Source organism: Frankia sp. BMG5.60, assembly GCF_059428125.1.
Window position 1 is genome coordinate 2,398,997 of record NZ_CM182091.1, and the last position, 26,246, is coordinate 2,425,242.

Annotated in this window: 20 protein-coding genes; 3 read left to right on the forward strand and 17 right to left on the reverse strand. The window is 74.6% G+C overall.

Annotated features, from left to right (window positions below; all coding sequences use genetic code 11):
• Nucleotides 1-24: 24 nt before the first annotated feature.
• The 3 genes from AC5R91_RS09635 to AC5R91_RS09645 are packed head-to-tail and all read right to left on the reverse strand — an operon-like array spanning nt 25 to nt 2,896.
• On the reverse strand, nt 25-1,149 hold the full coding sequence (locus AC5R91_RS09635; RefSeq protein ID WP_495396802.1) for a hypothetical protein: 1,125 nt from the start codon (nt 1,147-1,149) through the stop codon (nt 25-27).
• Nucleotides 1,146-2,102, reverse strand: coding sequence for an RluA family pseudouridine synthase (locus AC5R91_RS09640; RefSeq protein ID WP_495396803.1), 957 nt, complete (start codon nt 2,100-2,102; stop codon nt 1,146-1,148). The genes AC5R91_RS09635 and AC5R91_RS09640 overlap by 4 nt, the downstream gene beginning before the upstream one ends.
• Nucleotides 2,103-2,119: 17 nt before the next feature.
• Nucleotides 2,120-2,896, reverse strand: a complete 777-nt coding sequence (locus AC5R91_RS09645) for a signal peptidase II (protein ID WP_495396804.1) — start codon at nt 2,894-2,896, stop codon at nt 2,120-2,122.
• 505 nt (nt 2,897-3,401) lie between these two features.
• Between AC5R91_RS09645 and ileS the strand changes: the two genes are divergently transcribed.
• Entirely contained in the window at nt 3,402-6,572 is a 3,171-nt protein-coding gene (gene ileS, locus AC5R91_RS09650) for an isoleucine--tRNA ligase (RefSeq protein WP_495396805.1), read from the forward strand.
• A gap of 100 nt (nt 6,573-6,672) precedes the next feature.
• On the opposite strand, the gene AC5R91_RS09655 is transcribed toward ileS, so the two are convergent.
• The 7 genes from AC5R91_RS09655 to ftsZ all read right to left on the reverse strand — a co-directional run bounded on the left by AC5R91_RS09655 (nt 6,673) and on the right by ftsZ (nt 12,204).
• Nucleotides 6,673-6,828 carry a hypothetical protein gene (locus tag AC5R91_RS09655; RefSeq protein WP_495396806.1) on the reverse strand — a complete coding sequence of 52 codons (156 nt, stop codon included), beginning with the start codon at nt 6,826-6,828 and terminating at the stop codon, nt 6,673-6,675.
• Nucleotides 6,829-7,069: 241 nt separating this feature from the next.
• Complete coding sequence (locus AC5R91_RS09660; RefSeq protein WP_495396807.1) at nt 7,070-8,041, reverse strand: DivIVA domain-containing protein; 972 nt, start codon at nt 8,039-8,041, stop codon at nt 7,070-7,072.
• Nucleotides 8,042-8,134: 93 nt separating this feature from the next.
• On the reverse strand, nt 8,135-8,419 hold the full coding sequence (locus AC5R91_RS09665) for a YggT family protein (RefSeq protein ID WP_495397928.1): 285 nt from the start codon (nt 8,417-8,419) through the stop codon (nt 8,135-8,137).
• A 59-nt stretch (nt 8,420-8,478) separates the two neighbouring features.
• Nucleotides 8,479-9,024 (reverse strand): cell division protein SepF, encoded by a 546-nt coding sequence (locus AC5R91_RS09670; RefSeq protein ID WP_495397929.1) that lies wholly within the window; start codon nt 9,022-9,024, stop codon nt 8,479-8,481.
• A gap of 10 nt (nt 9,025-9,034) precedes the next feature.
• Nucleotides 9,035-9,982, reverse strand: coding sequence for a YggS family pyridoxal phosphate enzyme (locus tag AC5R91_RS09675; RefSeq protein ID WP_495396808.1), 948 nt, complete (start codon nt 9,980-9,982; stop codon nt 9,035-9,037).
• Complete coding sequence (gene pgeF / locus AC5R91_RS09680; protein ID WP_495396809.1) at nt 9,979-10,662, reverse strand: peptidoglycan editing factor PgeF; 684 nt, start codon at nt 10,660-10,662, stop codon at nt 9,979-9,981. The genes AC5R91_RS09675 and pgeF overlap by 4 nt, the downstream gene beginning before the upstream one ends.
• A gap of 24 nt (nt 10,663-10,686) precedes the next feature.
• Nucleotides 10,687-12,204, reverse strand: coding sequence for a cell division protein FtsZ (gene ftsZ, locus AC5R91_RS09685; protein ID WP_495396810.1), 1,518 nt, complete (start codon nt 12,202-12,204; stop codon nt 10,687-10,689).
• A 629-nt stretch (nt 12,205-12,833) separates the two neighbouring features.
• Between ftsZ and AC5R91_RS09690 the strand changes: the two genes are divergently transcribed.
• Together AC5R91_RS09690 and AC5R91_RS09695 are read left to right on the forward strand one after the other, a co-directional pair.
• Complete coding sequence (locus AC5R91_RS09690; RefSeq protein ID WP_495396811.1) at nt 12,834-14,675, forward strand: UDP-N-acetylmuramate--L-alanine ligase; 1,842 nt, start codon at nt 12,834-12,836, stop codon at nt 14,673-14,675.
• Between the two features lie 116 nt (nt 14,676-14,791).
• Complete coding sequence (locus AC5R91_RS09695) at nt 14,792-15,451, forward strand: nitroreductase/quinone reductase family protein (RefSeq protein WP_495396812.1); 660 nt, start codon at nt 14,792-14,794, stop codon at nt 15,449-15,451.
• 52 nt (nt 15,452-15,503) lie between these two features.
• Here AC5R91_RS09695 and murG read toward each other — a convergent pair whose 3' ends face one another.
• From murG to AC5R91_RS09730, 7 genes are all read right to left on the reverse strand, one after another.
• Complete coding sequence (gene murG, locus AC5R91_RS09700) at nt 15,504-16,634, reverse strand: undecaprenyldiphospho-muramoylpentapeptide beta-N-acetylglucosaminyltransferase (RefSeq protein WP_495396813.1); 1,131 nt, start codon at nt 16,632-16,634, stop codon at nt 15,504-15,506.
• Nucleotides 16,635-16,637: 3 nt separating this feature from the next.
• The gene (ftsW, locus tag AC5R91_RS09705; protein ID WP_495396814.1) at nt 16,638-18,218 is read right to left on the reverse strand and encodes a putative lipid II flippase FtsW; all 1,581 of its coding nucleotides are present in this window, start codon (nt 18,216-18,218) and stop codon (nt 16,638-16,640) included.
• A 2-nt stretch (nt 18,219-18,220) separates the two neighbouring features.
• Nucleotides 18,221-19,594: a UDP-N-acetylmuramoyl-L-alanine--D-glutamate ligase gene (murD, locus tag AC5R91_RS09710; RefSeq protein ID WP_495397930.1), complete on the reverse strand. Its 1,374-nt coding sequence runs from the start codon at nt 19,592-19,594 to the stop codon at nt 18,221-18,223.
• A 22-nt stretch (nt 19,595-19,616) separates the two neighbouring features.
• Nucleotides 19,617-20,684, reverse strand: a complete 1,068-nt coding sequence (mraY, locus tag AC5R91_RS09715; protein WP_495396815.1) for a phospho-N-acetylmuramoyl-pentapeptide-transferase — start codon at nt 20,682-20,684, stop codon at nt 19,617-19,619.
• A 49-nt stretch (nt 20,685-20,733) separates the two neighbouring features.
• Nucleotides 20,734-22,137 (reverse strand): UDP-N-acetylmuramoyl-tripeptide--D-alanyl-D-alanine ligase, encoded by a 1,404-nt coding sequence (locus AC5R91_RS09720; protein ID WP_495396816.1) that lies wholly within the window; start codon nt 22,135-22,137, stop codon nt 20,734-20,736.
• Nucleotides 22,134-23,741, reverse strand: coding sequence for a UDP-N-acetylmuramoyl-L-alanyl-D-glutamate--2,6-diaminopimelate ligase (locus AC5R91_RS09725; protein WP_495396817.1), 1,608 nt, complete (start codon nt 23,739-23,741; stop codon nt 22,134-22,136). Before AC5R91_RS09725 ends, AC5R91_RS09720 begins: the two co-directional genes overlap by 4 nt.
• 115 nt (nt 23,742-23,856) lie before the next feature.
• Nucleotides 23,857-26,211 (reverse strand): peptidoglycan D,D-transpeptidase FtsI family protein, encoded by a 2,355-nt coding sequence (locus AC5R91_RS09730; protein ID WP_495396818.1) that lies wholly within the window; start codon nt 26,209-26,211, stop codon nt 23,857-23,859.
• Between the last annotated feature and the right edge of the window lie 35 nt (nt 26,212-26,246).

Consider the following 26,246-nt stretch of genomic DNA (forward strand, 5'->3'; position numbering starts at 1 on the left):
TGATGAGGGACGGCGCGCCCCAGGTCAGCGGCGATCCGGCGACAGTGGGAGGAATCTCACGCTGGGCGGCCCGGCTCCGGGCGGCGCGGGATCGACGACCCGGACCCGGGGATCGGCCGCGAGCTGCGACAACCGTCCGGCCGGCGCCCGGACCACGGCGGCGAACAGGCACGCACACCCGGCCCGTAGCTGCGCCGCGGCCCGGCGGTCCCGATCCTCCGCGCCGGCCTCGCCGGCTCCCGCCTCGGCCGCGGCCCGCGTCTGCGCCTGGGTCGCCGCCGAGGCGAAGGCGGCGTGGACGTCGGCGACCGGGTCGCGCACGGTCGCCTGCTCGACCTCCCCGCCGGTACCGGCGGTGAAGAACACCAGCACGGCCCGGTACGCGCCGAGAACCCCGAGCATCTCGTCGGGGGTGACCGGGGCGGCGAGGCTCGCGACGGCGTAGAGGTCCGCGGCGGGGGCGGCGGCGGTCAGGGACACGAGGTTCTGCCGGCTCGCCTCGAGGTACTCGGCGACCGAGTCGTGCGCACCTGGGCCGATCGTGACCGTCGGCGTCAGGGGCTGCTCCGCCGGCGGGGAACCGGCCGGGGCGTCGGCGGGCGCCGTCGCGTTGGACGGCCGGTCCCGGTCGACGCTCTGCAGCATCGCCGCCGCCGCGCTCACCACGATCAGCGCGACGAGCCCGAGGACGAGCACCCGCGCCCCCCGGTCCACCACGCCGCCGGGCGCGACACCGACCACGTCGAGCAGGGCCGGCGAGCCCTCGGCCCCGGCCTCGGCCGGCCCGTCCCGGCCCACCCGCCCGCGCCGGGCCCGTTCGGCCAGTCGGCGGGCCCGGTAGGCCTCGCGATCGGCGGTGCCGGCGAGGCGGGACCGGGCGGTGTCGAGGATGCGGAACACGGCCGGCAGCGCGGCGTCGTCGAGCCGGTCGAGCGGGTTCACGGCGGGCCGGGCCACCACCGGCCGGGCCTCGACGGTCACGTGGCGGGCCGCCGTGGGCGGCCCCCCTGAGGCCAGGATTCCTGAGACCGGCACGGCGATCGGCTCGGCCTCGACGGGCGGGACGTCAGAGGTCGGCGGGACGTCAGAGGTCGGCGGGACGTCGGAGGTCGGCGGAGACGGCTTGTCGATCGCCACCGGTTCGGTCATGCCTGCTCCCGCAGCCGTTCCACCGCCTCCGCCAGGTCGGCCGGGTCCGGGCTGGTGAACTCGACGGGGCCGCCGTGACCGGGATGGTCGAACGACAGGCGGGCCGCGTGCAGCCATTGCCGGGTCAGGCCGAGGCGCTCGGCGAGGGTGGGATCGGCGCCGTAGGCGAGGTCGCCGACGCAGGGATGGCGCAGGGCCGACATGTGCACCCGGATCTGGTGGGTCCGGCCGGTCTCCAGGCGTATCGACAGCAGCGACGCCGAGCGGAACGCCTCCACCAGGTCGTAGTGGGTCACGCTGGGCTTGCCGTCCGCGACGACGGCGAACAGGCCCGGCCGGCGCGGATGGCGGTCGGTCGGCGCGTCGACGGTGCCGCTGAGCGGGTCGGGATGGCCCTGCACGACGGCGCGATAACGCTTGTCCACCTGGCGCTCGCGGAAGGCCCGCTTCAACAGCGTGTAGGCACGCTCGCTCTTGGCGACGACCATGGCCCCGGAGGTGCCGACGTCGAGGCGGTGCACGACCCCCTGCCGCTCCGCGGCGCCCGAGGTGGAGATGCGGTAACCGGCCGCGGCCAGCGCCCCGATCACGGTCGGCCCGGTGAAACCGGGGGCCGGATGGGCGGCCACGCCGGGCGGCTTGTCGACCACCACGATGTCGTCGTCGTCGTACAGGATGCCGAGACCCGCCACCGGGGTGGGCTCCACGGTGACCGGACGCGGCGGCGCGGGCAGCCGCACCTCCAGCCAGGCGCCGCCGCTGACCCGGTCGGACCGGCTGCGGATCCGGCCGTCGAGGCTGGCCTGGCCGTCGTCGATGAGGGTGGCGGCCGCGGTCCGCGACAGCCCGAACATCCGCGCGATCGCGGCATCCAGGCGGATGCCGTCGAGCCCCTCCGGGACCGGCAGCGAACGCAGGTCTCCCCCGGCGCCCAGGTCTTCCTCGGCGCTCACGTCTCCCCCGGCGCGGGTCACTGCCCGCCTGGCCCGGTGCCGCCTCGGCCGGCGGCGTCGGCGGGCGGGTCGGCCCGCAGCGCGCCGCCATCCCCGACGACCGCCGCGCCGCCGCGGTCGTCGATGCCGGCAGCGCCCGCGCCGTCAGCCGCGACGGCCGCGCCACGGGCGACGCCCATGACCGCGCCCCCGTCGGCGCCGACGACCGGCTGGACACCGGCGACGATCTGGCCCGGGTCGGGATCGCCGTAGCGGGTGCCGTCGAGTCCGATGCCCCGCAGCGACAGCACGACGGCGAGGATGCCGCCGCAGACGATCGCCGAGTCGGCGGCGTTGAAGATCGGCCAGTGGTGCAGGTAGACGAAGTCGACGACGTGGCCGCGCAGCGGGCCGGGGGCGCGGAAGATCCGGTCGGTCAGGTTGCCCAGCGCGCCGCCGAGCAGGGCGCCGAGCACGACCGCCCAGCCCACCGACCGCAGCCGGCGAGCGGTGAAGACCACCACCGAGATCACGGCCAGGGCGACGAGGCTGAGCACGACCGTCGCCCCTCCCGCGAGGCTGAACGCGGCCCCGGAGTTGCGGGTGAGCCGCAGGTCGAGGACGCCGGGAATGATGTCGACCGGACCGCGGTCGGACAGCGTGGCCACCGCGATGTGCTTGGTCACGATGTCGAGCAACAGGATCACCGCGGCCGCCGCCGCCAGCGTGGCCACCGGACGCCGGGCTGTACCCGCGGCGCCCCCCGTGCCACCGCCCGTGGCGGCCGACCCACGGTCGGCGGGATCTTCGGACACACTGCTCCCGATGGTCGTCTCCGCCCCCACCCGTTCCACTCTACGGGCCAGCCCGCACGGGGCGCTCCGACGGATCCCGCCGGGCACCGACCGAGCGGCCGAGCGGTCGACTAGACTTCTCTGGCAGCGGCACAGCGTCGACGGGGACGAGTAGCGGCGGGCGCAGCCCGAGCGAGCCGGGGTTGGTGGAAGCCCGGTGGCCAGCACGTCGCGAAGATCACCCCCGAGCCGCCGGCAGAACGGGACCCCGTGGGCGCGAGCCGGCGGAGCCCCCAGTAGACCCGGCCGCCGCGAGCTTTGACGAGAGGCCGTCCCACGGCCCGATCCGCCCCCGGCGGATCGGTCGAGCGGGGCGCGCAAGGAGGGTGGTACCGCGGTACCCCCGGTCCCGGGCGGGACGCGGCGGCGGGCAGGCCCGCCGGCCGTCGCCACGCGCGGCCGGTGAGGCGTCGTCCCTCCGTTGGTCCGACGCCAGCCACAACCGAGGAAGACCGGGTCCGCCACGATGACCACCGCCCCGCGTACCCCCACCTTCGCCCCGCTGCCCGGGCAGGTGGACCTACCCGCCTTCGAACGCGAGACGCTCGCCCGCTGGCGCGACGCGAAGGTCTTCCACCGCTCGCTGGAGTCCACGGCGGACCGCCCGCTGTGGGTCTTCTACGAGGGGCCGCCGACCGCGAACGGCAAGCCGGGCGCCCACCACGTCGAGGCTCGGGTCTTCAAGGACCTGTTCCCCCGCTACCGGACGATGAAGGGCTTCCACGTCCCCCGCCGCGCCGGCTGGGACTGCCACGGGCTGCCCGTCGAGCTCGCGGTGGAGAAGGAGCTCGGCTTCACCAGCAAGAACGACATCGAGGCCTACGGCATCGCCGAGTTCAACGCCCGCTGTCGCGAGTCGGTGCTGCGCCACGTCGCCGACTTCTCCGCGATGACGGAGCGGATGGGCTACTGGGTCGACCTCGACGGCGCCTACCGCACGATGGACACCAACTACATCGAGAGCGTGTGGTGGTCGCTGAAGCAGATCTTCGACAAGGGTCTGCTCGTCGAGGACTTCCGCGTCACCCCGTACTGCCCGCGCGACGAGACGCCGCTGAGCGACCACGAGGTCTCCCAGGGCTACGCCGACGTGGACGACCCCTCGGTCTACGTCCGTTTCCCCCTGGTCGCCGACGACCTCGGGCTCGCCGGGCGCGGCGCGCACCTGCTGGTCTGGACGACGACGCCGTGGACGCTGGTGTCGAACACCGCCGTCGCCGTCCACCCGGACGTCGACTACGCCCTGGTCCGCGCCGCCGGCGGGGAGCTGTTCATCGTCGCCGAGCCGCTGGTCGCCGCCGCCGTCGGCGAGGACGCCGAGATCGTCGAGCGCTTCCGCGGCACGGCGCTCGCCGGCGCCCGCTACGTCCGGCCGTTCGAGCTGCTGGCCGCCGAGCGGTTCGCCGCCGGCACCGGCACCCCGCACTCGGTCGTGCTCGCCGACTACGTCACCACCACCGACGGCACCGGCCTGGTCCACCAGTCGCCGGCGTTCGGCGCGGAGGACCTGGCGGTCTGCCGCGCCGCCGGGCTGCCGGTGGTCAACCCGATCGGCACCGACGGCCGCTTCCTCCCCGACACCCCGCTGGTCGGCGGGATGTTCTTCAAGGACGCCGACGCCCCGCTGACCGCCGACCTGCGCGAGCGGGGCCGGCTGTGGCGGGCCCAGACCTACACCCACAGCTACCCGCACTGCTGGCGCTGCCACACCCCGCTGATCTACTACCCGTTGCCGTCCTGGTACATCCGCACCACGGCGATCCGCGACCAGCTCCTGGCCCAGAACGCGGCGACGGACTGGCACCCGGAGCGGATCAAGAACGGCCGCTACGGCGAGTGGCTGCGCGGTAACGTCGACTGGGCGCTGTCCCGCAACCGCTACTGGGGCACGCCGCTGCCGATCTGGCGCTGCGACGACGACCCGGAGCACCTGGTCTGCGTCGGTTCGATCGCGGAGCTGGCCGAGCTCGCCGGGCGCGATCTCGCTGCTCTCGACCCGCACCGGCCGTTCGTCGACGAGGTCACCATCGCCTGCCCGACCTGCGGCGCGACCGCGCACCGGGTGCCCGAGGTGATCGACGTCTGGTACGACAGCGGCGCGATGCCGTTCGCCCAGTGGGGCGCGCCGCACCAGGGCGCCGAGGAGTTCGCCCGGCAGTACCCGGCGCAGTACATCTGCGAGGCGATCGACCAGACCCGGGGCTGGTTCTACACCCTGATGGCGATCGGGACCCTGGTGTTCGACCGCTCCTCCTACGAGACGGTGCTCTGCCTCGGGCTGCTGCTCGACGCCGAGGGCCGCAAGATGAGCAAGCACGTGGGCAACGTCCTCGATCCGTTCGAGCTGTTCGAGCGGCACGGCGCGGACGCGGTCCGCTGGCTGATGCTCGCCGGCGGATCCCCGTGGGCGGACCGCCGGGTCGGCCACGAGGCGATCGAGGACATCGTCCGCAAGGTCCTGCTGACCTACTGGAACACCGCCTCCTTCTTCGCGCTGTACGCGGGCGCGGCCGGTTGGCACCCCGGCGGGGGCCCGGCCGCGGCGGCGCCGGCCGAGCGGCACGTGCTGGACCGCTGGGCGCTGTCCGAACTCGCGGCCACGGTGGACGAGGTGGACGAGGCGCTCGCCGGCTTCGACTCGCTGCGCGCCGGGCGGCGGATCGCCCGGTTCATCGACGACCTGTCCAACTGGTACGTCCGCCGGTCCCGCCGGCGGTTCTGGGCCGGCGACCCGGACGCCCTGGCCACCCTGTACACCTGCCTGGACGCGCTGACCCGGGTGATGGCCCCGTTCACGCCGTTCCTGACCGACTGGCTGTGGGCCCGGCTGTTCGCCGACGCGTCCCCGAAGGCACCCGACTCGGTGCACCTGGCCGCCTGGCCCGAGCTGCCGGCCGGCCTGCATTCCCCGCGGCTGTCCACGCAGATGGATCTCGTGCGCCGCGTCGTCGAACTCGGCCGCGCCGCGCGGGCCGGCAGCGGGGTGCGCACCCGCCAGCCGCTGCCCCGGGCCGTCGTCGGCGCCGCCGCCTTCGGTGAGCTGTCCGCCGAGCTGCGCGCTCAGATCGCCGAGGAGCTCAACGTCAGCGTCGTCGAGGCGGCGACCTCGGACGTCGTGGACATCACCGTGAAGCCGAACTTCCGCGCCCTGGGCCGGCGTTTCGGCAAGAACACCAAGGCGGTCGCGGCCGCCATCGCCGCCGCCGGGACGCCGGTGGACGGCCGGCTGACCGTCACCGTCGACGGTGAACCCGTCGAGTTGTCCGGCGACGAACTGATCATCACGGAGACGCCGCGGCAGGGCTGGGCCGTCACCGCCGAGTCCGGCCTGTCGGTCGCACTCGACCTGGAGATCACCCCGGAGCTGGCCCGGGCCGGGCTCGCCCGCGACGTGGTGCGGGTGCTGCAGGACGCGCGCAAGGCCGCCGGCCTGGAGATCACCGACCGGGTGGACGTGCGCTGGTCGGCGACCCGCGAGGACACCGTGCTCGCCCTGCGCGCCCACCGCGCCACCGTGGCCGAGGAGGTGCTCGCGGTCTCCTTCACCGAGGTCACGGGTGGTGAGGCGGGTCTGCGTTCGGCGGTGGAGCTGGGTCTGGAGTTCAGCCTGGCGCGCCACACCCCCGCGGCCGTCTAGGCACGCAGCCGATCAGGCACGCGGCCAGCCGGGCACTCGGCCGGTCGGACACAGGCGGGCCGCCGGCGTCGGTCCCCGGCGCCGGCGGGCGCCGCGGCGCTCAGGAAGGCGTTCGGCGCAGCGCGCCGAGCGGGAGCAGCGCCGCGGCGATGAGCGTAAGGATCAGGGAGGCGTAGACGAAGCCGCTGCCGGCGATGATGCCGACGATCGCCAGCACCGCACAGAGTGCGAGTAGTGCGCCGCAGAGTGTCAGCATGAGGCGTCCTGACGAGGAGGGCATGCCCGCGGCGGGCCAGGGCGCCGGGCGTCACCTCGGCCGAAGGCCGGGCCGCTCTCGGCGCTGGCGGGGCGGGCCGGCGGGTCTGGCGGCACCGCGGCGGCCACGGCGGTGCTCGCCGACACCGGACTGACAGGCCAGGCCGCACGCGGCGTGGTCACGGACGACGCGGCCATGGCAGGGACGATCTCGACGGGGCGGGGGGCGGCGACGCGACGGATCAGAACTCCTGCATGCCGGGCGCGTCGCGCCGGTTGGGATCCAGATCCGGGCGCCCGCCGTGGCCGTTGTCCCGGGCGATGGCGCCGGCGGGCATGGGCGGACCGGGCGGGAACGTCGGCTGGTGGCCGGGGCTCTGCTGGCCGCCGTTCGGGCCCATTCCCACCGCCGGGGGCGGCGTCGGGCCGCCGGGGTTCAGGCCGGGGCGAGGGGGGTTGCCCGCGCCGACCGCCGGCGGCTGGGTCGGCATGCCGTCCAGGTCCCGCAACTGCATCTCCAGGTAGGCGCGCAGCCGGGTGCGGTACTCGCGCTCGAATGCCCGCAACTGCTCGACCTGGCCCTCCAGGCGGCGCTTGTCGTCCTCCAGGCCGCCGAGCTGCTCGGCGACGTGGGCGCGGGCCTCACCGATGATGCGGTCGGCGTCGGTGCGGGCCTCGCGGCGAGCCCGCTCGGACTCGGCGCGCGCCTCGCGCAGCGCCTCGTCAGCGGTGCGCTGGGCCAGCACGAGCGTGCGGGCGACCCGCTGCTCGATCTCCGCCTCCGAGGCCTGGCCGGAGCCGGTGCGGGCCGGCACGCCGCCGCCACCCGAGCCGACGGCGGGGATCACCGTGGTCGGCGCGCCACCCTGCGGGGCACCGGGCGGGGGCACCTGCTGCTGTTGCTGCTGTGCGCGTTCTCGGGCGGCCTGGGCGGCCTGCGCCTGGACCTGGGCGAGCTGGCGGCGGGTCTCCTCGACCTGGCGACGCAGTCCCTGGTTCTCCTCGAGGATCTGCGCGGGGACCCCAGGGCCGCCGCCGCCGGAGCGGCGGGCCTCGTCGAGCTGCCGGCGCAGATCGCTGTTCTCGTCGAGCAGCCGGGTCAGCTCCGCCTCGACCTCGTCGAGGAAGGTGTCGACCTCATCCTCGTTGTAGCCGGTGCGGAACCTCGTCGGACTGAAGACCTTGTTCTGTACGTCCTGTGGTGTCAGAGCCACGTCGCCTCCTCGTGCGGCATCGCCGCTCCCCGAAGAGAGGGCGGTCTGCGGGCAGTCTGCCGCGCCCGCGTTCGCGGTGTGCACACAACCCCGTCACAGCCTCTGGGCATAGCTTCGCAGCACCAAGATCACCAAGAAGAGCACCAGATACCCGAGGTCAAGCGATACGCTACCCACCCTCAACGGGGGCAGAATACGCCGGATGAACCGCAACGGGGGGTCAGTCACCGTGTACACGGATTCGAAGATCAACAACAGTGGGCCGGTCGGACGGAACGATCGACCGAGGACGAGAACGAGGTCGGTGATCCACCGCGCTATCAGGAACAGGAAGTAGACCAGCAGCACCCATGAGATCAAGTCGCCTAGTGTGCTGATGGTGCTCTCTCCTGGGAACCTTGGGGACCGGGGGACGCGTCAGTGGTCCGTGTTCCCCGTCATGACTGGTTGTAGAACCCACCCTCACGGATGCGTCGCTTGTCCGTCTCGGTGACCTCGACGTTGTGCGGCGAGAGCAGGAAGACCTTGTTGGTCACCTTCTCGATGTCGCCACGCAACCCGAAGATCAGCCCGGCGGCGAAGTCGACCAGCCGCTTGGCGTCGACATCGTCCATATCGGTGAGGTTCATGATAACGGGGGTGCCGTCCCTGAACTCCTCGCCGATCTGCCGCGCCTCATTGTAGCTACGTGGCTGAAGCGTCGTGATCCGGTAGGGGTGTGCCTCCTCGACGGGCATCACCCGCCGCATCGGCACAGGTCCGGCGGGGCGCAGTGGTTCGACCGGTGGACGTCGCGGCATGGCGACCGGCTCCTCCCGTGCGTCGATCCGACGGACCGTGCGGTCCATCGGGACCGGTTCGTGCATGGCACGCCGATCGTCATGACCGACCGCACGACCGTCGTCGTCGTAGTCGTCGTCGAGATAGTCCTCGTCCTCCTCGGCCAGACCGAGGTAGACCATCGCCCTGCGCCCGAGCCCCATGGGCGCGACTCTAAGGGACACCAGGCCGTTCACCGAACAAAGCGGTCCCGATCCGAAGGTGTGTCGCGCCCTCGGCCACAGCGGCCTCAAGATCGCCCGACATGCCGGCGCTGATGACGGTGGCCTGAGGGTGGTCCACGACCAGCCGTTCGGCGACGGCACGCAGCCGCTCAAATGCGGGACGTGCCGGTTCGCCACGGGGAGCAACCGCCATGACGCCGCGCAGTGTCAGCCCGGGCGCCTCGTCGACAAGATCAGCCAGCGCCGGGAGCTCCGCCGGATCGATGCCACCCCGGCCCGAATCGGCGACCACGGACCCCACCCGCCCCTCGGAATCACTCCGCAGACACAACGAGACCTGCAGGCAGATCGACAGCGGGCGGCCCCGTTCGACCGCGAGCCGAGACAGGACGCCGACCAGGCTCGATCGGTCCACCGACTGAACCCAGTCCGCCCAACGCAGGACGGATCGGGCCTTGTTGCGCTGGAGTTGGCCGACGAAGTGCCAGGTGAGGTCCGGTCCGCCCGGCATCCCGCCCGACGCTCCGGCCGGCGCCACACCCGCCCCGGCGGGCCCGCCTCCGCCGCCGGCCGCCGGATCGCCGCGCGACTGCTCGAGCTGACGCGTGACCATAGTCACCTTCGGGCCAGCCTCCTGCTCGCGGTTCTCGGCGAACTGGCGCACCCCGAGTGTGTGCAGCATCACGACATCCTCGGCCGGATAGGTCTTACTCACCGCGATGAGAGTTAACCCGGCCGGATCGCGGCCGGCCGTGCGGGCCGCGGCGGCGATCCGTTCCTCGATCACGTTCAGCCGGCGGGCCAGCTCCGCCCGGCGCACCGGGTCGACGCCCGCCGCCGCGGCCGGATCGGCCCCGGCCGGTGGATCGGCCCCGGCCGGTGGATCGATCCCCGCGGCCGGATCGGCCCCGGCGGACGGGTCCGGACGCCCGATCACGCGCCCGGCCCGAGCCACGCCACCCCGGCGAACCGACCGGTACGGCCGTCCCGGCGGTAGGAGTAGAGCTCCGGGTCCTCCGCGGTGCAGCGGGCGGCGACGGCGATGTCGGTCACACCCGCCGCGGTGAGCTGATGGTGGATGCCGGCCCGCAGATCGATCGCGGCGGTCCCCCGCCGCGTCGCCGCCGCGCTGCCCGGCACCCGCCGCTCGACCTCCCGACGCAGCTCCGCGGGCACCTCGTAGCAGCCCGCGCAGACGCACGGGCCGACGGTGACCGTGAGCCGATCCGCCGGGACGCCGAGTCGATCGAACGCCGCCAGCGTCGCGTCGATCACACCGTCGGCCATGCCGACCCGACCGGCGTGTGCGACCCCCACCGCCGTCGGGGACTCGAACAGCACCGGCGCGCAGTCGGCGACCATCACCGCCAGCGCGAGGCCCGGCACATCGGTCACGAGGGCGTCCGCCTCCGGCGGCGGAGCCGGCTCGCGCGCGACGACGACCCGCGTGCCGTGCACCTGGCGCATGTACTGCACCGGCATCTGTAGCCGCTCGGCCAGCCGGCGCCGGTTGGCGGCGACGGCATCCTCGGCGTCGCCGACATGATCACCAAGGTTGAGCCCGCCGAACGGCGGGGCACTGACCCCGCCCGCGCGGGAGGTGACGAGAACCGGCATGGCCGGAAGTCTGCCCGGCGCGGGCTATTTGAGGAAGTCCGGCACGTCCAGCTCGTCGTCGTCGACCACCGGCCGGACGGGGCGGCGCGGCGGCGGGTAGGTCGGCCGCGGCCCCGTCGCCCGCGGCGGATCGACCCGGTGCGGCTGGGCATAGCCGGGGTCGGCGGCCGGCTCCACCGATTCCCGCCCGGGCGGAGCGATGCGCGACTCCACCGTCGGGATCACGGTCGACTCCCCGGGAGAGACGCGCTCGTGGGCGGCTGGCGCCCCCGGCAGCGGCTCGGGGTGGTAGTGCCCGACGTTCGACTGGGCGATCGGCGACGGCGCCGTCTGCAGGTAGCTCGGCGGCGGCGGGGCCGACTGGACCGGCGCGGGGGTGGGCGGCGGCGGAGGGGGCGGCGGGGGCGGCGGCGCGGCCTGCGCCGCGCGGGCCGACGCGCTCGGGATCGTCGGCAGCGGCGGCAGGATCGTCGTCGCCGGCGAGGACGCCGGAGCCGGAGCCGGGGCCACGCTCCCGGTGCCGCCACCGGCGGCCCCACCCTGGCCGGGGGGCCGCCGCGGCTGCTGCACGTGGGACGGTCTGATCCGCCGGTCCTGCACCGTGTCGAACCCGGCGGCGATGACCGTCACCCGCACCTCGTCACCGAGGGCGTCGTCGATCACCGCACCAAAGATGATGTTCGCCTCGGGATGGGCCGCGTCCGCGACGAGCTCCGCGGCCGCGTTGATCTCGAACAGACCGAGGTCCGAGCCGCCGGAGATGTTGAGCAGGACGCCCTGGGCGCCGTCCATGCTCGCCTCCAGCAGCGGGGAGGCGATGGCCTGTTCGGCGGCCACCGTGGCCCGGTCGTCGCCGCGGGCCCGGCCGATACCCATCAACGCGCTGCCGGCGTGCGACATGACCGTCTTCACGTCGGCGAAGTCGAGGTTGATCAGGCCGGGAGTGGTGATCAGGTCGGTGATGCCCTGGACACCGGAGAGCAGCACCTGGTCGGCGCTGCGGAAGGCGTCCAGCACGCTGATGTCGCGGTCGGTCATCGCCAGCAGGCGGTCGTTCGGGATGACGATGAGCGTGTCGACCTCGTTGCGCAGAGTGTCGATGCCCGTGTCCGCCTGGGTCGCGCGGCGCCTGCCCTCGAAGGTGAACGGCCGGGTCACGACACCGATGGTGAGCGCGCCGAGCGAACGGGCCACGTTCGCCACGACGGGGGCGCCACCCGTGCCGGTGCCGCCGCCCTCTCCGGCGGTGACGAAGACCATGTCGGCCCCCTTGAGGACCTCCTCGATCTCCTCGCGGTGGTCCTCGGCGGCCTGCCGACCCACCTCGGGATCGGCCCCGGCGCCGAGGCCCCGGGTCAGCTCGCGGCCGACGTCGAGCTTCACGTCGGCGTCGCTCATGAGCAAGGCCTGGGCATCGGTGTTGATGGCGATGAACTCGACGCCCTTGAGACCGACTTCGATCATCCGGTTGACGGCGTTGACGCCACCACCACCGATCCCGACGACCTTGATGACCGCGAGATAGTTCTGTGGGGCAGCCATGCGGTGTCGGTCCTCCAGCGGCGTCGGTGGTCGGACGGGGGGTTACCCCGCCCCTGCGGCGCCGCGGGATGGCGGATTCACGCGGCGAGCGGGGGAAACAGTCAGAGTCTCAACCTTCACCGTCAGCTAGACGGTTCCAGTTATGTCAACTTCCGACTGTGAATCGGACAGTAGGCACGGCTACGTCGGTGGTCAAGGAAGCTGTCGGCGCGTCACGTCCCTTCCTGGCACGTCCGCTTCGTCACAGCCTCCCCCACGAATCGCCTTCGGCGATTCGTGGGGACCCCTGCCCTCGGGATGACAGCCGACTTCCGTTAGATCACCTTCGGCGATCTTCCTGGAACAGCAGCCCCGCCTTCGGCGATTCGCGGGGACCCCTGCCCTCGGGATGACAGCCGACTTCCGTTAGATCACCTTCGGCGATCTTCCTGGAACAGCAGCCCCGCCTTCGGCGATTCGCGGGGTCCCCTGCCCTCGGGATGACAGCCGACTTCCGTCAGATCATCTTCGGCGATCTTCCTGGAACGGCAGCACTCCCCTCGGCGATGCGCGGGGGCGCCTGGATGGTTCGGGGGGGCGCGATCAAGGGGGAGCGCGGTGGGGCGGGGACGTGATGGTGTACTGCCTGCGTGACCCGTCAGCGCACCCAGCACGTCCATTTCCTCGGCATCGGCGGCGCCGGCCTGTCGCCGCTGGCCCAGATCCACCTCGCCGGCGGCGGGGGGGTCAGCGGCAGCGACGCCGAGGACTCCCCCCGCGTGGCGACCCTGCGTGCCCGCGGGGTGCCCGTCCGCGTCGGACCCGCGCCGGCGGCGGAGGCGATCGCCGCCGAACTCGCCGGCGTGGATGTCGTGGTCGCCTCCAGCGCCCTCGCCGACGATCACCCCGAGATCGTCACCGCCCGGTCGCTGGGCCTGCCGGTCCGCCGCCGGTCCGAGTGGCTACCGGAGCTGACCGCAGGTTACCGGCTGGTCGCCGTGGCGGGCTCGCACGGAAAGTCGACCACCTCGGCGATGTTGACCCTGGTGCTGCGCGCGGCCGGGCTCGACCCCACCGCCGTCATCGGCGCGGAGGTCTCCCAGCTCGGCGGCAACGCCCTCGCCGGCTCCGGCGACGTGTTCGTACTGGAATCCGACGAGTACGGCGGTGCGTTCGCCGGCCTCGAACCCGCCATCGCCGTGATCACCAACGTCGAATGGGAGCATCCGGACATCTTCCCGGACGAGGCGTCGGTCCGGGCTGCCTTCACCGCGTTCGCCCGGCGGGTGCGCCCGAGCGGCCGGCTGGTGGTCTGCGGGGACGATCCGGGGGTGGCCGCCGTGCTCGCCGAGCTGCGCCGGCAGGCGCCGCCCGCGTCCGCGCCCGTGCTCGACTACGGCTTCGGCCCCGATCGCCGGTGGCGCGCCGTGGATGTCGCCACCGCGGCCGGGGACGACACGGCCCGCGCCGTCATCCTGCACGCCGGCCAGGAGATCGGCACCCTGACGCTGGCGGTCCCCGGCCGCCACTCGGTCCTCAACGCACTGGCGGTCCTCGCGGTCGCCACCGAGCTGGGCGTCGCGACGGCGCAGACCCTCGCGACACTCGCGACCTACACCGGCGCGGCCCGCCGCTTCGAGTTCGTCGGCTTCTGGCGCGCCGGCACGCCCGATCCCGTCGCCATCCCGGCCGCCCCGACACCGCCCGCCACGACGCCGCCCCCCACGACGCCGCCCGCTACGACGCCGCTCGCCACGACGCCGCTCGCCACGACGCCGCCCGCTACGACGCCGCCCGCCACGACGCCATCGGCCACGACGCCAACGGCGGCCGCCAGCACAGCAGCCGGGGCCACGACGCCCGACTCCGCCCTCCCGCGGGCCGCACCCCCGGCCGCAGTCGTACCGGCGGCGGCGACCGCGCTGGCCCCCGCGCCCGGCCCCGACCGGTCCACTGCCACACCGGCCCAGGCCGGCGCGCCCGCTCCGCGATCGCAGCCCCGGCCGGCGGCCGCCGTCGCCGCTCCGGTAGGCGGTTGGAGCCTGGAGATCATCGATGACTACGCGCACCATCCGACCGAGATCCGCCTGACGCTCGCCGCGGCCCGCTCCCGGGCCCACGGGCGGGCGGTGTGGGCGGTGCTCCAGCCGCACACCTACAGCCGGTTCGCCGCGCTGCTCGACGGCTTCGCCACCGCCTTCGCCGACGCCGACCGGGTCTACGTCACCGACATCTACGCCGCCCGGGAGACCGACGACCTCGGCCGGCACCCGACGGATCTGGTCGAGCGGCTGGCCGGACCCGCGGCGGTCGGCTACGTGCCCTGGCCGGAGCTGGTCGACCGGCTCGCCGCCGACGTCCGTGACGCGCTGGACGGCCCCGTCCCCACCGCCCCGGCCGGCGGCATCCTGCTGCTCACCCTGGGCGCCGGGACGATCACCACGGTCGGCCCGCGGCTGCTGGCGGCGCTGGACGAGCCGGCGGCGGGCTGACGCCGACGCGGCGGCACCCGGCCTGATCCTCCCGGCCGTGACGCTGCGTCGATGGTTGACTGCCGCAACACGCCCACCGCCGGCACGGCCGGCGGCGACCGGTGAGGATCAGGTAGATGTCGGACACTCAGGACCCGCGCAGCCCCGGTTTCGACATCCGGGCGGTCAACCAGACCGTGATCGCCGAATACCGAGCCACCGGCGGAGCGCTGGAGAAGACGCTGCCCGGCTCCCGGCTCGTGCTGCTGACGACGACCGGCCGGCGCAGCGGGCGGGAACACACCACGCCGCTCGGCTACGTCACCGACGACACCGACGACACCCCCGGCACCCCCGACACCCCCGACACCCCCGGCACCCCCGGCACCGCGGCGGACGAGGACCCGGCGGCCGGTGAGGGCCGGGTTGGCGGAGCGGACCGGGCGGGGGGTGAGGGCCAGGCCGGCAGAGCGGACCAGGCGGGCAGAGCGGACCAGGCCGGCGGTGAGGATCAGGCTGGTGGGAACGGCCAGGCCGGCCGGCACGGCCGCATCATCGTGTTCGCGTCGAACATGGCGGCCTCGCGGCATCCGGACTGGTACCGGAACCTCACGGCCAACCCCAAGGTCACCGTGGAGCTCGGCACCGACCGGTTCGCCGCGGCGGCGTCCACCGCCACCGGGGCCGAGCGGGAGCGGCTCTACCAGGCACTGGTGGAGACGATGCCCGGCATCCGCGGCCACCAGGAGCAGGTCGAGCGCGAGATCCCCGTCGTCGTCCTGGCCGCCCTGCGCTGACGCTCCCCGCCGCGGCCGGCCATCCGCGGCGGGGTCTAGGAGGCGGCGGGGTCTAGGAGGCGGCGTGGCGGGGCCGGGACCGGCGCCGGGTCGCCGCCGCGTCGCGGACCATGGCGACGATCGCCGCGGCGGCCTGCGGGTAACCGCTGCCCGCGCACGCCGCCGACATCTTCGCCAGCCGCTCCGCCGAGGTGAGCACCGGCAGCACGTTCGCCAGCAGCCAGTCCGCGTCGAGTTCGGCGTCGTCGACGAGCAGGCCGCCGCCGGCCTCCACCGTCGGCAGGGCGTTGCGGCGCTGCTCGCCGTTGCCGTGCGGGAGCGGCACGTAGGCCGCCGGCAGGCCCACCGCGGCGAGTTCGGCGCAGGTCATCGCACCCGAGCGGCACAGCGTCATGTCGGCGGCAGCGTACGCGGACATGATGTCGTCCAGGTAGGGCCGCAGCTCATAGGGAGCCGGCAGGCCGCGGGGCAGCGCCGCCGCGACCTCCTCGAAGTTCTTCGGTCCGGCCGCGTGCAGAACCTGGACGCCCGCGGTGGTCAGCGGGTGCGCCGCCGTGGTCATGACCTGGTTGAGGCTACGGGCCCCCTGGGAGCCGCCGAAGACGAGCAGGGTCGGACGGTGCGGGTCAAGCCCGTAGCGGGCCCGCGCTGCCTGGGTGGCGGCCGGCGAGCGGTCGAGGGTGAGGATCTCCGCGCGCAGCGGGATGCCGGTGAGGGTCGCACCGCGCAACGGGGTGCTCGGGTACGAGGTGGCGACGAACGGGGTGAACCGGGCGCCGAGCCGGTTGGCCATCCCGGGCAGCGGGTTCGCCTCGTGGACCACGATCGGGATGCCGCGGCGCCGGGCGGCGAGGTAGGCCGGCACCGACACGTATCCGCCGAAGCCGACGACGACGTCCGCCCGGACCCGGTCCAGCGTCGCGCCCGCCTGGCGCACCGCGTCGAACAGGCGGACGGGCAGCTTCAGCAGCGCGGGCGTGGGCCGGCGCGGCATCGGCACCTTCGGCACCGTCGCCAGCTCGTAGCCCCGGGCCGGCACCAGGCGCGACTCCAGGCCGGTGGCCGTGCCCAGCAGGGTCAGCCGCGCCCGCGGCTCGGCGGCGCGCAGGGCGTCCGCCACGGCGAGCGCGGGTTCGACATGGCCGGCTGTCCCGCCGCCGGCGAGCACTACGCTTCGCAACATCGGTCAAGACGATGACACATCGGGCCGGCCAGCGGACAGCCCGGTACCGGTCGCCCGCCCGCCGCTGCCGGGTGCTATGTCGAGGCCGTCAACGGGCACGAGCTCCAGGTCGGGTCGGCGGGTGCGGCGGCCGGGCAGCCGCGACCGCCGGCGCACACCGGCGCGCTCGGCCCGGGCCGCGCGGCGCTCCTCGGCCCGTCGGGCCAGGTACTTCGCCGCCGCCGGCTCCGAGCGGGCGAAGGACAGCAGCATCCCCAGGGCGGCGAGGGTGGGCAGCAGCGCGGACCCACCGAAGGACACCAGCGGCAGGGTGACGCCGGTGATCGGCAGCAGGCCGACGACCGCCCCCATGTTCACCACCGCCTGGACGATGATCCAGGCCGTGACGCCGGCGGCGGCCAGCCGGACGAACAGGTCGTCGGAGCGGTGGGCGATGCGCAGGCCCGCGTAGCCGAGCACGCCGAACAGCCCGACCACCACGAGGCTGCCGACCAGTCCCAGCTCCTCGCCGATGATCGCGAGGATGAAGTCGGTGTGCACCGCGGGCAGCAGCTCCGGCCACTTCGCCCGGGAGGCGCCGAGCCCGTCCCCCCACCAGCCGCCCGTGGACAGCGCGTAGATGCCCTGGACGGCCTGGAAGCCGTCACCGTTGGCGTCGGCGAAGGGGTCGGTGAACGACAGCAGCCGCCGGATCCGGTAGGGCTCGACGACGGCGAGTACCGTCGCCGCGACGATCATCGATCCCATCACGGCGCCGTAGAAGCGCTTCGGGGTGCCGATCACCCACAGGATGGTCAGCGGGACGACCGTCACGCAGATCGCGCCGCCGAGATCCGGCTCGAGCAGCATCAGCAGGTCGATGAACAGGAACACCGGCACCAGCGGGACGAACAGGTGCTTCGGGTCGGACAGCCGCCGCCGCTTGCGCACCAGCAGGTCCGAGCACCACAGCACCAGTGCGATCTTCGCCAGCTCGCTGGGCTGGATGGTGATCGGGCCGACGACGATCCACTGCCGGGCACCCCCGCGCACGCTGCCGATGCCGGGGACGAGCACGGCCATGAGCAGCAGCACCGTGCCGGCCAGCAGCGGGTAGGCCAGGACGCGGAAGGCCCGCACCGGCAGCCGGCTGGCCGCGACGACGATCGGCAGGCCGATACCCACCCAGATCGCCTGCCGGATGAACAGCGTGTACGCCGAGCCGAACAGGGCGTAGGAGCGCACGCTCGACGCCGAGAGCACCATGACCAGCCCGAGCAACAGCAGCAGGCCGGCCGAGGACAACAGCAGGTAGTAGGAGGCCAACGGCCGGTCGAGCAGCGGCACCCGCAGCTCGGCGGTCTCCCTGTCCACCGGGCCGTCGTCGTCGCCGGCCGGCGCCTCGCCGCCGACGCGGCCCGGGGCGCGGGCGGACGCCCTGCCCGCGCCGCCCCGCCCCTGCCCCCCGTCACGGCTGTCACGGCCGTCACGAGCGTCTCGGCCGGGCCGGGCGGACCGGGCGGACCGGCCGGATCGGCCGGACCGGGCGGCAATCGGCCGCACCGACGGCCCGGTAGAGGGCGACACCGGCCTCGAACCAGCCACGGCTACCCCTCTCGTGCGCGCACCGCCTCTGCGAACAGGTCTCCGCGGGCCGCATAGTCGCGGAACATGTCCATCGAGGCCGCGGCCGGCGCGAGCAGCACCGTGTCACCGGCGCGCGCGAGCGCCGCCGCGGCCCTCACCGCATCGTCCATGCCGGCGGCCCGTTCGACGGGGACATCGGGGGCGTGTCGGGCGAGCGCGACGCCTATCTCGTCGGCGCAGCGGCCGATGAGCACCGCGCCGCGCAGCACGCCGCGGGCGTCGCGGACGAGCTCGTCGAACTCGAGGCCCTTGTTCAGGCCGCCGGCGATCCACACGACCGACGGGTAGCCGGCCAGCGAGGCGGCGGCGGCGTGCGGATTGGTCGCCTTGCTGTCGTCCACCCAGCGGACGCCGTCGATCACGGCGACCTCGGCGTTGCGGTGGGCACCGGCGCGGAACTCGGCGAGCGCGGCGCCGATCGCCGCGGGGTCGACGCCCTCGGCGCGGGCGAGCGCCGCCGCGGCCAGCGCGTTGGAGATCAGGTGGGGGCCGGCGACCCGCAGGTCGCGCACGGCGACGAGCCGGCCGCCGCCGAAGGCGCGGTCGACGAGGTGACCGGCCTCGACGGTCAGCCCCGGGGCGGGGCGGGCCGCAGGGTCCCGGCCGAACAGCACGCGGCGCCCCGGCGCCTGCGCGAGCAGCCGGGTGCTCGCCGCGTCGTCGGCGTTGCCGATCGCGATCGTCGCGGGATCGCGCCAGATCCGCGCCTTGGCCTCGGCGTAGGCGTCCGCGCCGCCGTGCCAGTCGAGGTGGTCCGGGGCGACGTTGAGCACGGCCGCGGCCAGCGGGGCCGCGGTGTGGGTGTAGTGGAGCTGGAAGCTGGACAGCTCGACGGCGAGCGTGTCGTAGGGCGGCTCGGCGTCGACCGCCTCCACGATCGGCGTGCCGATGTTGCCGGCGGTGGTCGCGCGCCGACCCCCCGCGGCGAGCATCGCCCCGAGCATCTCGGTGGTCGTGGTCTTGCCGTTCGTGCCGGTCACGGCGAGCCAGCGGGTGGCGCCGCGCCAGCGCCAGGCGAGCTCGACCTCCCCCCACACCGGCGCCCCCGCCGCAGCCGACCCGGTGATCAGCGGCGCGGTCGGCGGGACGCCGGGCGACGTCACGACGAGCCCCGCCCCGCCAGGACCCGCCGGCAGGCCGCCGAGCTCCACGGTCGCCCCGAGCGCCCGCAGGTCGGCGGCGGCCGCGCGGTGCCGCTCGGTGTCCCCGGCGTCGACGACCCGCACCCGGGCACCGCGGGCGAGCAGCGCCCGGGCCGCGGCGAGCCCGGACACCCCCACCCCGACGACCAGCACGGGCAGCCCCGTCCAGGTGCGCGGCTCCGCCGCGGCCATGGGGCCGGCTACCTCCACGGGCCTAACCACCTCCGTGGGAGAGGAACTCGGCGTAGAACAGGCCGAGCCCGAAGGCCACCGCGAGGCCGGAGACGATCCAGAACCGGATGATCACCGTCGTCTCGGGCCATTCGGCGAGTTCGAAATGATGGTGGATCGGCGCCATGTTGAACACGCGTTTCTTCGTCGCCTTGAAGAACGCCACCTGGATCATCACCGACAGGGTCTCGATGACGAACAGGCCACCGAGGACGACGAGCAGCAGCTCGGTCCGGCTGACGATGGCGATGCTGGCGAACGCGCCACCGAGCGCGAGCGAGCCGGTGTCCCCCATGAAGATCTTCGCCGGGCTGGCGTTCCACCACAGGAAGCCGAAGCAGGCCCCCATCGCCGCCGCCGCGACCAGCGCCACGTCCAACGGGTCGCGCACCGCGTAGCAGCCGGCCGGCGAGTCCCCCGGCTCGCACAGGTTGCCGAACTGCCAGAACGAGATGACCACGTACGCGCCGAAGACCATCGCCGACGTGCCGGCGGCGAGGCCGTCGAGGCCGTCGGTGAGGTTCACCGCGTTCGACGTCGCGGCGATGATGATCCAGGCCAGCAGCGGGAAGGCGATGATGCCGACCGACAGGGACGTGTCGCGCACGATCGAGATGTACGTCGACCCCGGCAGCAGCCCGGCGTCGTTCTTGAACCGGACCGCGAGCAGCCCGAACGCGAGCGCGACCGCGGCCTGGCCGGCGAACTTCATCCGGGCGGTGAGCCCGAGGCTGCGCTGCTTGCGGATCTTGATGTAGTCGTCGAGGAAGCCGACGACGCCGAGTCCGGTCATCACCAGCAGGACGAGCAGCCCCGAGGCGGTGAAGCCGATCCCGGTGACCAGATGGGCGAAAAAGTAGCCGACCAGGGTCGCCACGATGATCACCGTGCCGCCCATGGTGGGCGTGCCGCGCTTGGTCAGGTGGCTCGACGGGCCGTCCTCGCGGATCTCCTGCCCGTACCCCTGCCGCCGGAAGAACCGGATCACCCAGGGAGTACCGAGCAACGACACGACCAACGCGACCATGGCCGCGATAAGAACGCCTCTCACGCGTGTGTCACCCGCGCGCGTCCGCTCCGGTGCACCCTGCGGTCCGTCCTCATGCCCCCTCGATCCCGGCGCCGACCACGCCGAACCTCGTCACCACGTCCTCGGCGACGCGCTCCAGGCCGTAGGACCGGCTGGCCTTGACCAGCACGACGTCGCCCGGCCGGGCGAGCTCGACCACCGTCGCCACCGCCTCGTCGGCGTCCGCCACCCACAGCGACTCGCCGTCCCAGGAGCCCTCCAGCGACGCCGCGAGGTGGATGCGCCGGGCCGCCGGCCCCACCGCGATCACCTGGTCGATCCCGAGCCGGACGGCGAGCCGGCCGAGCGCGTCGTGCGCGTCGTCGGCGGCGTCGCCGAGCTCCCCCATGCCGCCGAGCACCGCGATCGCCCGGCCCGCCCCACGCATGTCGACCAGGGTCGCCAGGGCGGCGCGCATCGACTCGGGGTTGGCGTTGTAGGCGTCGTTGACGACGACGACCCCGGCGGCGGTCCGGGTGACCTCCATCCGCCAGCGGCTGCGCGCCCGCGCCGCGCCGAGCGCCGCCGCGGTCCGCGCGGGGCTCAGGCCGAGGTGCAGGGCGACGGCCGCCGCGGCGAGCGCGTTGGGCACCTGGTGCGCGCCGACGAGGCCGAGGGTGACCCGGTGGCGCTCGCCGCCGGCGAGCAGGTCGAACGAGGCGTGCCCCAGCGGGTCGACGCGGACGTCGGCGCCGCGCACGTCGGCCCCGGCGCCCTCGCCGAAGGTGATCACCTCGGCGCGCGCCCGCGGCGCCATCGCCGCGACCAGCGGGTCGTCGGCGTTGAGGACGACGGCGTCGCGGGCGGCCTCGGCGAGCTCCCCCTTGGCCGCGGCAATCCCGCGCCGGCCGTCGGCGTACTCGCCGACGTGCGCGCTGCCGACGTTGAGCACCGCTCCGACGGACGGGCGGGCCACCGCGCACAGCGTGGCGATGTGCCCGAGGCCGCGCGCACCCATCTCCAGCACGACGAACGCGGTGTCCACCTCGGTGCGCAGCAGGGTCAACGGCAGGCCGATCTCGTTGTTGAACGACCCGGGCGCGGCCACCGTCGGGCCGAGCTCGGCGAGCAGGTCCGCGAGCAGATCCTTGGTGGTGGTCTTGCCCGCCGAGCCGGTGACGGCGACGACGGTGGCGCGGGCGGTGTCGCGCACGTGCGCGGCGAGGGCGGCGAGCGCGGCGGACGGGTCGGCCACGACGACCGCCGGCACGCCGAGCGGCCGGGCGGCGAGCACCGCCGGAGCCCCCGCGGCCACCGCCGCGGCGGCGAAGTCGTGCCCGTCGGAGCGGGCGCCGACCAGGGCGACGAACAGCGTGCCGGGGCCGACCTGGCGGGAGTCCACGCTCACCGCGTCGACCACGGCGGCCGGGTCGGCGACCGCGTCGAGGCGTCCGCCGGTCACCGCGGCGACCTCGGCGAGGGTCAGCGGGATCATCCGCGGGCCGCCGCGTCCAGCGCCGCCCGCAGCACCACCCGGTCGTCGAACTGGGTCACCACCCCGGCCTGCTCCTGCCCGGACTCGTGCCCCTTGCCGGCGACGACGACGGCGTCCTGCGGGCCGGCGGCGGCGACGGCCGCGGCGATCGCGGCGGCCCGGTCCGGTTCGACCAGCACCCGGCCCGCCGCGCGCGCGGCGGCCGGCGCCCCGGCGAGCATCGCGGCGAGGATCTCCGCCGGGTCCTCCGAGCGCGGGTTGTCGTTGGTGAGGATCGCGAGGTCGGCGAGCGTGGCGGCGGCGGCGCCCATGAGCGGGCGCTTGCCGCGGTCACGGTCCCCGCCGCAGCCGAGCACGACGATGATCCTGCCCTTCACCAGGGGACGGACGGTCGCCAGCAGCGTCGTGACCGCGTCCGGGGTGTGCGCGAAGTCGACCAGGGCCAGGAACGGCTGGCCGGCGTCGACCCGCTCCATCCGTCCCGGCACGCCGGGCAGCGAACCGATCCCGGCGGCCGCGGCGGCCGGGTCGACCCCGACCGCCACGAGCAGCGCCAGCGCGCCCAGCGCGTTGGCGATGTTGAACACCCCGGGCAGGGGGACGAACAGCTCCACCCGCTCGCCGCCCGGGCCGGCGGCCAGCAGCTCGCTGCCGGTGGGGCCGGCGGTGACGTCGCGGGCCGTCCAGTCGGCGGGGCCGTCGACGGCGAAGGTGACCGCGTCCGGGCGGCGGGCCGCCAGCCGCCGGCCCCACTCGTCGCCCACGCCGATCACCGCTGCCGCCGCCCGGCCGGGCGCGAACAGCGACGCCTTCGCCTCGAAGTAGTCCGCCATCGTGGGATGGAAGTCGAGATGGTCCTGGCTGAGGTTGGTGAACAGCGCCCCGGCGAAGTGCAGCGCGTCCGCCCGGTGCTGGGCCAGCGCGTGGCTGGAGACTTCCATGGTGGCGGCGTCCACGCCCCGCTCGACCATGGTCGCCAGCAGCGCCTGCAGGTCGCTGGCCTCCGGGGTGGTGTGGGCGCTGGCCAGGCGGTCCCCGGCGATGCGGGTCTCCACCGTGCCGATCAGCCCGGTGATGTGGCCCGCCGCGCGCAGCCCCGCGTCGAGGAGGAACGCGGTTGTCGTCTTGCCGTTGGTCCCGGTGACGCCGAGCAGGCGCAGCGCCGCCGACGGGTCGCCGTGGATGCGGGCCGCCACCGGGGCGAGGTCGCGCCGCGGGTCGGCGCTGACGAGCACCGGCAGTGCGGCCGCCGGCCCGCCCGCGGCGGCGATCCGCCGCGCGCCCTCGGCGTCGGTGAGCACCGCCACCGCGCCGCGGGCGATCGCGGCGGCGGCGAAGTCGGCCCCGTGCACGTGCGCGCCCGGCAGCGCCGCATAGACGTCGCCGGGCGCCACCCGGCGGGAGTCGTGGGTGACGCCGCGCACCACCGCGTCCGATCCGGGTCCGGCGGACGCGGCGGGCGCGGCGGGCACGGCGGCGTCCGGACCAGGGCCGGCGGGCAGCGGGGCCGGCGCCGGCGGGAGTTGCGCGGCCGTGAGCACCGCGCGCAGATCAGCCAGGCCGCACGCCGTCGGGGCGGCCGGTCGGGGTGCCGGTGGGGTCACGCTGACGACCTTAGTGGGAGCAGGCTCGGCCATCGGCAGGGGCGCCCGGGCATGGCGGTGGTCCACCGAATGCCGCACGCGGACCGGTCCCGTACTGCTTGTTCAGGTCCCAGTGCTACTTGTCCAGATCGAGGATGAGCGGCGACGGCTTCGTCGTCGGCTGCGGCACGCCGAGCGTGGTCAGGGCGAAGCTCATCACGCCCTGGAACACCGGCGCGGCGACCTGCCCGCCGAAATACCCCTTCTTCGGGTTGTCCAGGACGACCTCGACGACGACCTTCGGGTCGTCGGCCGGAGCGAAGCCGATGAACGACGAGACGTACCCCTGGTAGCCGCCGTGCACCGGGTCCGGCCGGTACGCCGTGCCGGTCTTGCCGGCCACCCGGTAGCCGGGGACCTCGGCGAGCGGCGCGGTGCCCTCGTTCGTCGCGACCGTCTCCAGCATCCGGCTCAGCGTCGCCGCGGTCTGCGCGCTGATCACCCGCTGGCCGGGGGGATGGGGGGTGACCTGGACGGTCCCGTCCGGGCCGGTGACGGCGTCGACGAGCCGGGGGGTGACCCGCACGCCGCCGTTGGCGACGGTGGCATAGACCGACGCCATCTGCAGTGCCGTCGCCGACATGCCCTGCCCGTAGGAGATCGTCGCGGCCTGGCTGCCCGACCAGTCCTTCGCCGGCGGCAGCAGGCCGGTGCCCTCGCCGGGGAAGTTAAGTCCCGTCTTCGCGCCGAGACCGAAGGCGCGTAGCGCCTGCTCCAGCGCCGGCCGGCCGACCTGTTCGGAGACCTCCACGGTGCCGATGTTGCTGGAGCGGGCCAGCACCCCGGCGGTGGTCAGGTGCTCCACGCCGTGCTCCTCGGAGTCCACGATGCGCACCCCGCCGCGGATGATGGACGGCGGGATGGTCAGCGGCGTCTGCGCGGTGATGAGCCCGCGGTCGAGCGCGGCGGCCATCGTGATCACCTTGTTGACGCTGCCAGGCTCGTAGGCGTCCCGGGTCGACCGGTTGCCCAGCGCCGGCTGGTCGCGCGGGGTGATGTTGCGCGGGTCGAACTCGGGCGCGTCGGCCATCGCGAGGACGTCCCCGGTACGGGGGTCCATCACCACGACCGTGCCGCCGTCGGCCTCGGAGGACCGCACCGCGTTGGCGATGGCCTGCTGGGCGTTCCACTGGATGTCGCGGTCGAGGGTGAGCCGCAGCGCCGAGCCGGGGACGGGATCGCGCTGCCGACCGTGTCCCGAGGGAATCTCGATGCCCTCCGGGTTGGCCTCCAGCACGCGCAGGCCGTCGGTGCCCCGCAGCACCTTGTCGTACTCGAGCTCCAGGCCGCCGGCGCCCTCCAGCACGTCCCCGTCGCCGCGCCGCATGAACCCGACGACGTTGGCCGCCAGCGGACCGGCCGGGTAGGTGCGGCCGCGTTCCTCGGTGATGCCGATGCCGTGCAGCTCCAGGGCGCTGACCTTCTTCGCGACGTCGGGGTTCAGGCCGCGGGCGAGGTAGACGAACTTGATGTGCCTGGTCGGGTCCGTCAGCAGCTTCGTCAGCCTTGTCACACTGTCGTCGAGCACGGGGGCGAGCTTCGCGGCGGTCGCGCCGATGTCCCTGACGTTCGTCGGGTTCGCGTAGACCGCGCGCAGCTCGACGTGCTGGGCGAGGGTGTGGCCGGACCGGTCGGTGATGGCGCCGCGCACCGCGGGCAGCACGATCGTGCGCAGCCGCTCCTTCTCCGCCTGGGCCGCGTAGGTCGACGCGGAGAAGCCCTGGAGCTGGGTCAGTCGCAGCGCGAGGATGCCGAGCAGCGCGCACATGAACACGATCGTCACCCGCAGCCGCCGGCGCGGGCTGCTCAGCCGGTAGTTGCGCCGGATCGGGGGACGCGGTGGCCGGCGGCCACCGCCGGCCCGCCCGCCGCCCCGGCCTCGGCCGGCGCCGGCCCCGCGGGGCACCGCCCCCGGCCGATACACGCGGCGACCCTCCGCCCCGGCACCGGTCCGCGCCAGGACGCGCCGGTACGCGCCGTCGCCCTGGGCCGGGCGTCCCGCCCGGCGGCCACGGCGGACCGCCCCCCCGTCGCCGAGGCCGCCGAAGCCCTCGACGTCAGCGACGCCGTAGCCGTCGTCGAGGCTGTCGTCGTCGAGGGCGTCGTAGTCGAGGGCGTCGGCAGGGTCATAGGCGTGGTCGTGGTCAAAGGCGTCGTCGTAGCCGACGGCATCGTGGTCGCGGTAGCGGCCGTCGTTCCCGCCGGGGCCACCCGCCCGACCTCGTCCCCGGGTGCCGCCCCGGGCCGTTCCGCTTCCGCCCCGGCGCGCCCGCGGGTGCTCCTGCGCGCCGCGGGGCCGAGCGGCCCGCTGGCCCGACCTGCTGGGCGGGCGGCCCGGATCGTCGTGATCCCGGTCGTCCGCCGGGCCCCGATCCGGGTCGTCGTCGCGGCGCAACCGGCCGCCGTGCACGGAGGCCGGCGGTGGAGTCACCAACCGTAGCCGTCCGCGCCCGCGCCGGGGTGAGC